This is a genomic window from Photorhabdus bodei (genome assembly GCF_003287735.1).
GTDB lineage: Bacteria > Pseudomonadota > Gammaproteobacteria > Enterobacterales > Enterobacteriaceae > Photorhabdus > Photorhabdus kayaii.
This window is the reverse complement of record NZ_NSCM01000071.1, coordinates 1-9,788: the sequence shown is the minus strand read 5'-3', so window position 1 is coordinate 9,788 and position 9,788 is coordinate 1. Positions and strand designations below refer to the sequence as shown.

General features: G+C 39.3%; 7 protein-coding genes and 1 pseudogene. 5 read left to right on the top strand and 3 right to left on the bottom strand.

Annotated features, from left to right (window positions below; translation table 11 throughout):
* Window positions 1–254 precede the first annotated feature (254 nt).
* From CKY02_RS21725 to CKY02_RS21710, 4 genes are all read left to right on the top strand, one after another.
* Window positions 255–1,676: an MBOAT family O-acyltransferase gene (locus CKY02_RS21725; protein ID WP_112896870.1), complete on the top strand. Its 1,422-nt coding sequence runs from the start codon at window positions 255–257 to the stop codon at window positions 1,674–1,676.
* Window positions 1,663–2,799 (top strand): SGNH/GDSL hydrolase family protein, encoded by a 1,137-nt coding sequence (locus CKY02_RS21720; protein ID WP_112896869.1) that lies wholly within the window; start codon window positions 1,663–1,665, stop codon window positions 2,797–2,799. The genes CKY02_RS21725 and CKY02_RS21720 overlap by 14 nt, the downstream gene beginning before the upstream one ends.
* Window positions 2,786–4,006: an SGNH/GDSL hydrolase family protein gene (locus CKY02_RS21715; protein ID WP_112896868.1), complete on the top strand. Its 1,221-nt coding sequence runs from the start codon at window positions 2,786–2,788 to the stop codon at window positions 4,004–4,006. The genes CKY02_RS21720 and CKY02_RS21715 overlap by 14 nt, the downstream gene beginning before the upstream one ends.
* A 210-nt stretch (window positions 4,007–4,216) precedes the next feature.
* Window positions 4,217–5,137, top strand: coding sequence for a GNAT family N-acetyltransferase (locus tag CKY02_RS21710; RefSeq protein ID WP_112896867.1), 921 nt, complete (start codon window positions 4,217–4,219; stop codon window positions 5,135–5,137).
* A gap of 89 nt (window positions 5,138–5,226) precedes the next feature.
* Here CKY02_RS21710 and gntU read toward each other — a convergent pair whose 3' ends face one another.
* The 3 genes from gntU to gntR all read right to left on the bottom strand — a co-directional run bounded on the left by gntU (window position 5,227) and on the right by gntR (window position 8,267).
* The gene (gntU, locus tag CKY02_RS21705) at window positions 5,227–6,564 is read right to left on the bottom strand and encodes a gluconate transporter (protein WP_112896866.1); all 1,338 of its coding nucleotides are present in this window, start codon (window positions 6,562–6,564) and stop codon (window positions 5,227–5,229) included.
* A complete protein-coding gene (gene gntK / locus CKY02_RS21700) occupies window positions 6,564–7,103 on the bottom strand; it encodes a gluconokinase (RefSeq protein ID WP_112896865.1) in 540 nt (179 codons plus the stop codon). The genes gntU and gntK overlap by 1 nt, the downstream gene beginning before the upstream one ends.
* A 168-nt stretch (window positions 7,104–7,271) precedes the next feature.
* Window positions 7,272–8,267, bottom strand: a complete 996-nt coding sequence (gntR, locus tag CKY02_RS21695; RefSeq protein WP_112879097.1) for a gluconate operon transcriptional repressor GntR — start codon at window positions 8,265–8,267, stop codon at window positions 7,272–7,274.
* A gap of 625 nt (window positions 8,268–8,892) precedes the next feature.
* Here gntR and CKY02_RS21690 point away from each other — a divergent pair.
* Window positions 8,893–9,688, top strand: a pseudogene (locus CKY02_RS21690) (IS110 family RNA-guided transposase); the annotation flags it as partial.
* Between the last annotated feature and the right edge of the window lie 100 nt (window positions 9,689–9,788).

Genomic DNA, 9,788 nt, shown 5'->3' with positions numbered 1-9,788 from the left:
TTCTTACCGGTCAGTGCCTGACCATCCTGAAGCGCTTTCAGGGCTTTGTCGAAATCGAAAGATTGAGTCATTTGTCATTCCTTTTTGAGATATATTACTGGAATGACACAGAATTTCTAACACTCCCTATGGAATGGATGATTTTCTTATATCCACCCATTTGTTCTTTTCATTGATAGAATGTTTAGATTAAATACTATAATATCCTTCAATATTAACCTGTATTGAGATAAAATGATTGACCAGAGTTTAATATGAATTTCTTTTCTTTTGAGTTTCTTGGTTCCTTTGTTGCTTTCTTTCTCTTGTATTGGATGCTACAAAAACATGCGAAAACACAAAACTACCTGCTGATAATCGCAAGTTATCTGTTTGTCTTTTCCTTTAATCCGCTTTTCACCAGCATCCTATTTGGCTATACGCTATTTATTTATCTTTTAACAAACATAGCCAGCAAATTTCTATCCAACCGCATCACGTTTACTATCCTGACAATAGGTATTCTGGGATGTTTCACTCTATTCAAATATTATTCTTTCTTTCAAGAAAGTCTCCAACAAGCGTTTGCCAAATTTGGCTTGTCCATAGATTTACCCGTACTAACACTACTCGTCCCTTTGGGTTTATCTTTTTATGCATTTCATTCCGTCAGCTATGTCGTTGCTGTCGCAAGAAAAGAAATACCCAAAGCATCATTTCCTGATGTCGCTTTATATCTATGCTTTTTTCCGAGTATTGTTGCCGGACCAATAAACCGAGCTAAAGATTTCCTGCCTCAAATCCAGATATCATCAAGAGTGATCATTGAACCATCAAGAGCCATATTATTAATTACATTGGCAATAACCAAACTATTTTTGTTCAGCTCTTATTTATCCGAAAATTATGTTAATCCAGTTTTTGATGATCCCGTCAGCTACAATGCAGGGCAAATCTTGGTTAGTATCTATGCCTATGCCTGGCATATCTATTTTAATTTTTCTGGTTATACCAATCTTGTTACTGGATTAGCACTACTCCTTGGATTCAGAGTACCTGAAAACTTCAATGCCCCTTATCTGGCTGAAAACTTACAAGCCTTCTGGCGCCGTTGGCATATCAGTTTATCTGAATTTATCCGTGATTATGTCTATATTCCTCTTGGTGGTAATAAGAAAGGATTTGTACGTAAAAATCTTAATTTGTTTGTTGCTATGGTAATCTCTGGGTTATGGCATGGAGCCGGAATTAATTTCATTATCTGGGGAGCTATTCATGGATTGGGATTAATAATCCTCAATGTTAAATACCAGTTATTTCCCTCAATAGACAAAAAAAATCAAAATATTCCCCAAAATCCAGTCATTTCATTTTTATCCAGAATCATCACTTTCCACTTTGTCTGTCTGGCATGGGTTTTCTTCCGTTGTCCTACTCTAGATGATGCACTAATATTATTAAATCAATTGATATCATCAAATTTATTTCACTCGATAATAGCCAATAGTGGGTTGTTACTGATGTTCTGGGGACTCTTTATTATTTATCCGTGGCTGATTAATCTAAAAATAATGGTTGAGAAAATGTATTCTCAGATTTCATGGATATGCTACCCAATACCATTAGCGATTATTCTGACTTTGGTATTTATGATTTCACCACAAGGAATACCAGGATTCATTTATGCCAATTTCTGAATTCAAATCTAATCTAAAAACGGCCGGGCAAGTTATTTTTATCGTAATATTAACTAGCCTACTGTTAATCTGGCTAAATCATCGTTCACTGGATAGATTCTGGCAACAAGAATATCACCAGCAAAGTCTTTGGGCGACTTTGCAAGGCCATCCGCTCTGGGATTTCGGTGATAATCTGGAACAAGGTGTACTCGCTGCGGGGGAAGCTTTCATGTCACATACTACCAGTAATAACAGTAGCAACCATCAGCGAACTCTCCAGGAAGCTGATATCATACTGCCTGTGGATTTTCAAATTGGACTCAAGCTCCTGAGTGGTTATCCCTCTCCTGTTACAAATCTGCCTGCAATTTTCCCTGAGTTATTACAGAAATCTCCCCATACTCATCCTGTTAATTCACCAATACCCCATAATTTAAGAAATAATGTTTCCCCCAGCACGGTTATCGCTAAAACCAACGTGACACTGACAGCCAAAGATAAAGTGCTGTTTGCTGGAGATTCAATGATGCAGGGTATCGCTCCCCATCTAAAACGTCGGCTCTACCGGGATTACAGTATTTCAAGTATTAATCTCAGCAAACAAAGTACTGGGCTTGCTTATCCCAGTTTTTTTAATTGGCCGGAAACTATCAATAAAACACTGGAAGCCAACCATGATATCAAGCTAGTTGTTATTTTTTTGGGGCCAAATGATCCCTGGGATATGCCACCAAAACATGGAAACATCTACCTGAAATTCGCCAGCCCTGATTGGGAAAACCTCTATCGCCAGCGTATCGAAATGGTCCTTACCGCAGCACGTAACCACGGGGCTGATATTATCTGGGTTGCTCCTCCCAATATGCGACAGAAAAAACTTTCTGCCAGCATGAAATATCTGAGATCCTTATATCAATCGGAAGTAACGAAAGCCGGAGAAATCTATGTTTCTGTTAATGATATTTTCAAATATCATGCAAATGATTATTCCGATTATGTCGGCGACAATAGTAACAAAATTAAACTCAGAAGCGGTGATGGTATACACTTTAGCTTGAAAGGCCAGCAAACTATCTCAGATAACATATTTTCATTGATTAAATTTATTCAGGAACCAGCTAAACAAAATGAAAATAGTTAAACAACTTCGTCGACGATATCAATCTGCTGGCATTAGTCTGGTCATCACACTCTCTTTAAGTTTGATATCGTGCCATAAACAAAAGCCATTGCCGTTGCCAACACAACAGTCTGCAAAAGAGAGCCAACAGCTAATAGACTTTGGTGAACCGAATTTAGCTTTACTGGCGGATAAACTTCACAACAGCCGCCATAATCAACTGCATTTTGTTCAGATAGGAGATTCTCATACTGCCGCAGACTTTTTTACCGGCAAGCTTCGCTCTTTATTGCAACAACGTTTTGGCGATGCAGGGATTGGTTTTGTTAGCCCAATTAATGTACCTGGTCAACGTAACGCTATGATCAGTATGACCGATGATAAGCAGCAATGGAAACTCACCACCAGCCGCAAAGATAATCGGCCTGATTTTCCTATCGGCGGTGCAATTGCAGAACCCAATAGCCAAATAAGTCAATTAATTCTAAGACTGTTTGCACCATCCCATGATCGCTATCAACTCAAAACGTTATACCAAGCATCGGGTGATACTCAGATTCTGGTACAATCTGCAACCAAACGAATACTAAAATTACCGGCAACCCATGATCACTGGCAATTTTCTACTGAAGAATCAGTTACATTCCCAGTTAATATTATGGCGATACAAAATAATCAGTTAAAATTAGGCGGCTGGTTTATCAAACGTAAACAACCAGGTATTATGTTATCTGCCTTGGGTATTAATGGTGCAACTATTAATATGATGGATAAATGGCAGCCAAAATGGATTGATACATTAGTTCAAATGCATCCTGATATGGTGATCCTCGCTTATGGCACAAATGAGGCATTTAATCATTCGCTGGGTTTATCAAGCTATCGCCAGCAACTGGAAACTAAGATAAAGCAGATTCGTAATCAGTTACCACAAACAGTTATCCTTATCATTGGGCCGGGTGATTCTTTGAAAAACAACCAATTTACAAGTTGTATAGCACAACAACCAACAATGTTGGATAATATCATCCATACTCAACAAAAAGTCGCTCAAGATCAGCACACACTATTCTGGAACTGGCGTGCATATATGGGTGGAAAATGCTCAATTAGGAGCTGGGCGCAACAAGATCTTGCTCGTCCTGATTATGTTCACCTTTCAGCCGCAGGTTATGAGCGCAGTGCTGAAGCTTTATATCAACAGTTAATAGATGTTCTCGGTCAATAAGCAACAATAAGGCTTGATTGGGAATAGTACTAAATACTTATCTTGTTTTTAGTGCAGAAAAATTAAACTTATAATCTTAGATTTACAATATGTATGAGCTCACAAGAAACCCATTTAATAAAGACAAACTATCTTTTTTGTTGTATTTAATGCGTTGAAAATAAGTTTATACCATGTGTAAAACATAGCGTTAAAAAGAGTATTTAAAATATGATTTTTCCCAAAAAGTATCCTCTCAGCTCTATAAAAAGGCTCATCTCCGGCTGGAAAGAATGTAGTTTCGAACGTTACCAACAAGCGTATTCTCTCTATGGTGGTGGAATATCTACTCATCCAGATATTGTACGTTTTTTAAATGAAAAATTTGGCAATAGTTTTATCTTTTACGTCAAAGAAAATCCACAAATAGAAAACGTTATCGAAGGGGCATACTTTACATGTAAAGATCATCATCTGGCAGCAAGTCACCAAAAGGACTACTATTTTTTCAGTTACGATGAAATTCTCTTCCCTATTGCCAAACATCTAAAAACTATCATCCCTGGGAAGTCAAAAACCATATCGCCTCTGCATAAAGAAAACTTCGTCAACATCTACTATGGCCGATTAAACAAGCGAACAATATGCCTTGCTAAAGAAGATTTTTCTTATAAAACAAGAAGAAATCGGAGTAATGAAATTAATAAATTTAAGCGTGCAGGCGGAGAAATACATCAAATTGATGATTTCACCTGCCAGGAATTTGTTGATATTTACACCACACTGTACGAAAAACGGTGGGAAAAAAAACACAGTGAAGAAGAAAAAGGAAAATTAACCGAACTATACACCGAACTCAAACAACATCTGTACGGATGTGTATTAACTATCAATGGAACCCCAGCAGCCTACGATTTAGTTATAAAATCAGACAGCCCTCAATGGGTTTCATTCGATGCAGTAAACGGTGGATACGATCCTGAATACGCTAATCTCAGCCTTGGAAGCATTGTCATGTGGTTAAATATTCAAAATGCTTCAACGCTCTGCCAACAGAATCAAAAAACGATGCGCTATTCTATTGGCAAACCTACTTTCTCCTATAAAGATCGCTGGTGCCACCGTCACCCGTTAGCAAGAACACTATTTTAATGTCAGCAATATTTTCAAATAGTTAACTTATCTTGCCGCCTTCTAAGGAAGGCGGTATTAATCTAATACAATCTCTTAATTCATATGAATTACAACATGGCAAAGAAAACCATTCCAACAATGGCTCCTGTTATTCCAAGAATAGTTTCCATAATTGACCAAGTTTTCAGTGTTTGAGATTCTGTTGCACCAGTAAATCTACCAAATAACCAAAAGCCTGAGTCATTAACATGGCTCAATACCAAAGAACCACCCGCAATACAAATTGAAAGAGCTGCAAGCTGGGCACTAGAATATTCCAGAAGATCAACAACGGGCAAAATCAGACCAACAGTTGTCAAACAGGCAACAGTTGCAGAACCTTGAATAACGCGTACTGTACCAGCAAGGATGAAACACGCTAATGCAATAGGCAGACCTGCCCCAATCAATGCGTTTCCCAAAGCAGGGCCAACACCAGAATCCACTAATACTTGTTTGAATACACCACCAGCCCCAGTCACCAATAAAATAATTCCAGCCGGTTGAATAGCCGAAGAGCAAATATCCATCACTTTTTCTTTACTCATCCCACGGCGAATTGCCAAACCATAAATAGCAATCAAACAAGCAACCAAAATCGCAGAAAATGGATGACCGATAAATTCAAGCCACTGATACAACTCAGAACCCTGTTCAACAAAATTCTCACCAATAGCCTTTAACCCAACCAAAGCCAAAGGGAACAGAACCAGTGACAAACTCAAACCAAAAGATGGCATCTTACCTTGACCAAGGCTTGGCTCACTTATATCCACGGGCAAATCCAGAGTGACATACTTACTGATAAAATTACCGAAGATTGGCCCCGCCAGTAACATCCCAGGAATCGCTGCACTGATACCGATCAAGATCATCCAGCCAAAATCAGCATTCATCTGTGAAGCCAACAACATCGGCGCTGGACCAGGTAACAAAAATGCTGCTGCGGCGGCGACACCAGCAAACAGAGGAATAACCAGCTTCACTACATTACCGCCAGTACGACGCGCGACCGCGAACGCCACACCAATCAATAAAACAATAGCTACATCAAAGAACAATGGCAAAGCACAAACCAGGCCAGCGATCCCCAATGAATAATGAGCATTCTTTTCACCAAAACTATTTAGTAGTTTAATCGCAATCTGATCCAGTGCGCCTGTTTCATGCAGAACTTTACCAAACATCGCCCCCAGTGCGACAACAATAGCCAGAAAACCTAACGTTCCTCCCATTCCTTCTTGCATTGTTTCAGCAATTTTATCCAGTGGCATACCAGAAAAAACACCCGCTCCCATAGAAACCAGTATTAACGCAACAAAAGCGTGGATTCTGGCCTTCATCACCAAAAACAACAGTAAAAAAACAGAACCCACCGCTGTCAGCACTAAGGTTAAAGTACTCATTATTTTTCCCCTGAAATGACACTATTAATTATTTTTATCGAGTGATTTATCACTTCATCAAGAGACGATCTAATGTCAACCAGATAAACATCCTGTTCATCACTCCCCGGCTCTTCTAATACCTCAAACTGAGATACCAACATTTGAGATTTAAAAAAATGATCTTTACGTGCCTTCAATCGACTTTCAATTAAATCAAAGTCGCCTTTCATATAAAGAAATGACAGATTCTTATTACGATCACGCAGTATATCCCGGTAATGTTTTTTTAAAGCAGAGCAAACAATCAGGGAAACCGGGTTTGTGCGTTGCATAGCAAAAATTGCATGATTCAGTGATTTCAACCAAGGTTCACGATCTTCATCATTCAGTGCGTAGCCTTCAGCCATCTTATTAATGTTAGATCTTGGGTGTAAAAAATCACCATCTAAAAAAGCAGAGTCCAATTTATAGGCCACAGCACTGGCAACAGCAGATTTACCACTACCGGATACCCCCATAAGCACAAAAACATGATTCGAATGTTGGGTATCGTTCATATAAACTCCTCAACGTAGATATTTTATCCACGAAATGTTACCGGTAACTGTTATCGGTAACATTATCAGAAGTAGAGACGAAATTCGCAACAACACGGAATATTCAGGAAATATAAATGTGATATTCATCACAAATGAGTTCAAAAAAACGCAAATCCAGCAGACCGATTAGATACTCTCTCCCAGAGATAACTGAAAGCCGATATCAATCATTTTTTGCGGTAAATGTTCGCCCTTCAGCCGAGCCATTAATAATTCGGCAGCCCTCCGCCCCAATAAGTCACGAGACGTCAATACACTGGCAAGTTTTGGTGTCATCACCTGACCAACATCATGGCCATGAAAGCCAGCTATCGCAATATCATGTGGTACAGCTATCCCTTGACGTTGGCACTCGAAAATTGCTCCGATTGCGAGGTCATCGTTAGTGCAGAATAGACCATCAACATCAGGATATTTTGTTCGTGCTTCATTCAGTAACTGCCCCCCTAATGTGTAAGAAGAGCTGTCTGGTGTCATTATCTTACCTGGCTTTAACCCGGCGCTTTTCATTGCAGCTTCATAGCCCTCCAGACGAATAATTGTCCTTTCATCTTGTCTCGCACCAAGATAAATCACCCGCTGGCAACCACGCTCAATCATTGCCATTACCATCTGCCGAGCTGCTTCAAAGTTGTCAATACCAACTGCCATATCAAAACAAGGAGAAACACAATCCATCAGTTCAACGACAGGGATACCAGCCGTTCCCAACATCTTTAAAGTTCGTGGAGTATGAGTACGTTCTGAAAGAATCAAACCATCAATATTATAGGAAAGTAAAGAAATCAAACGCTCTTCTTCTTTTTCTGAGCGATAGCCATAGTGAGCCAACATAGTTTGATAACCATAACTATCCGTCACATATTCGATACCACGAATAACCTCCGCAAAAACTTGGTTAGTCAAAGAAGGCAATAAAATACCAATAGCATGACTAGTGGAATTAGAGAGAATATCCGGTACTTTATTTGGGATATAACCTAACTCATCTAAAGCATCCGCTATTTTCTTTCGCAATTGCTCAGAAACTTGATCAGGATTACGCAAGAAACGACTTACTGTCATTTTAGTTATACCAACACGATCTGCAACATCTTGTAAAATAGGACGTTTTTTCTTCATATTTCAATGCAATATAGAATGAGTAAAGTTTAGAATAATAAACGTAGTGTTATGATATACTTATACACTATAAGGATATATTTTTTTAAAATTTAGTCTGGCTGTGAAACTGTAATCCCAATTTATTTAGTGTATCGTAAAATCTTATCCTTTAGAGTGGAGATATAAGACATATTTTTTTGTGACTAGGAGGATTTCGCCGCTGATATATTACCGAATGATTTAGAGCAATGGGCCACCACAACCAGCAAGAACCACACCATGACAATGAATAAGAACTTGGAAATTGCCAAACTTATCAAAATCAGAAGCAGAAACATTAAGCCAGCTTAGGAGAAATGTCCAGGCGAAATTAAGGTTTAATCATTCGATGCTGGCTCAAACTTGATATGAACTACATCGTCAGCTTAAGTACAAGTAGGTATGCAATTAGGAAAAAACTCTCGTTAACTTATACCAATTAAGAAAAAGCTGCGTTATTAAGGTGCTCAAAACCGATATCGAAAATAACCCGTTAACCGACGTGCCTATATTGCTTAATGGAACATAGAAAGATTTATCGCTTCACCGGTTTGCTCCGAAACTCTTCTCTCGACCAGATTTTGAAAATCAACTATAAAATTTGGGGCATGAGGCTAAACTCATTTGCCTCGGTTTGTCCGACCTTTCGTTAAAAGTAACAAGAATGATTTTGTTGATGCCGAAGCGATATGCGAAGCCGCATCACGTCCTTCAATGCGTTTTGTTCAGCCCAGAACTGAAGCTCAACAAGCAATGCGTGTATTACATCGGGTCAGGAAGTCACTTGTCCGGGATAAGATCAAAACGACTAATCAGATACATGGCTCTTTACTCGAGTTTGGGATTAGCCTACCGAGGGGAGACGCTATTATAAGCGCTTATCGTTTGTGTTGGCAGAGCACGAACTCCCAAGTTATCGGGTCCGATTGTTGATGCAACTACACGCCCATTATCACTATATTGTTGAACAAATAGTCGAGTTAGAATCTGAACTAAAACACACGATCACCACGGATGACACAACCCAGCGTTTTATGACCCTCCCCGGTGTTGGTTTAATCACAGCTAGCTTACTTTCTTCATCGTTGGGAAGATGGTCGACAATATGCCAAAAGTCGTGATTTTGCCGCCTCAACGGAATTAGTTCCCAGGCAATATAGCGAGGAAAAAATACCCTGCTGGGTATCAGTAAACGAAGAAATAAGAACTTGCGGAGACTACTGGTGCAATGTGCACGAATATTTATGCAACGATTGGATAATTATTCAGGAAAACTGGCTGACTGGGTCAGACAGCAGCTTGAACGAAAACACGCCAATGTAGTGACTTGTGCACTGGCGAATAAATTTGCCCGGATAGCTTGGGTAATCACGACACAGCACACGGTATTTGACGCCTGATCCTGCGTCATTATGAATAAATTTAAACGTTACCCCACTGGTTTTGCGAAAACTGATAATTGATGACATGAACGGCCTATCGGCCTGATGAGAAACCTAA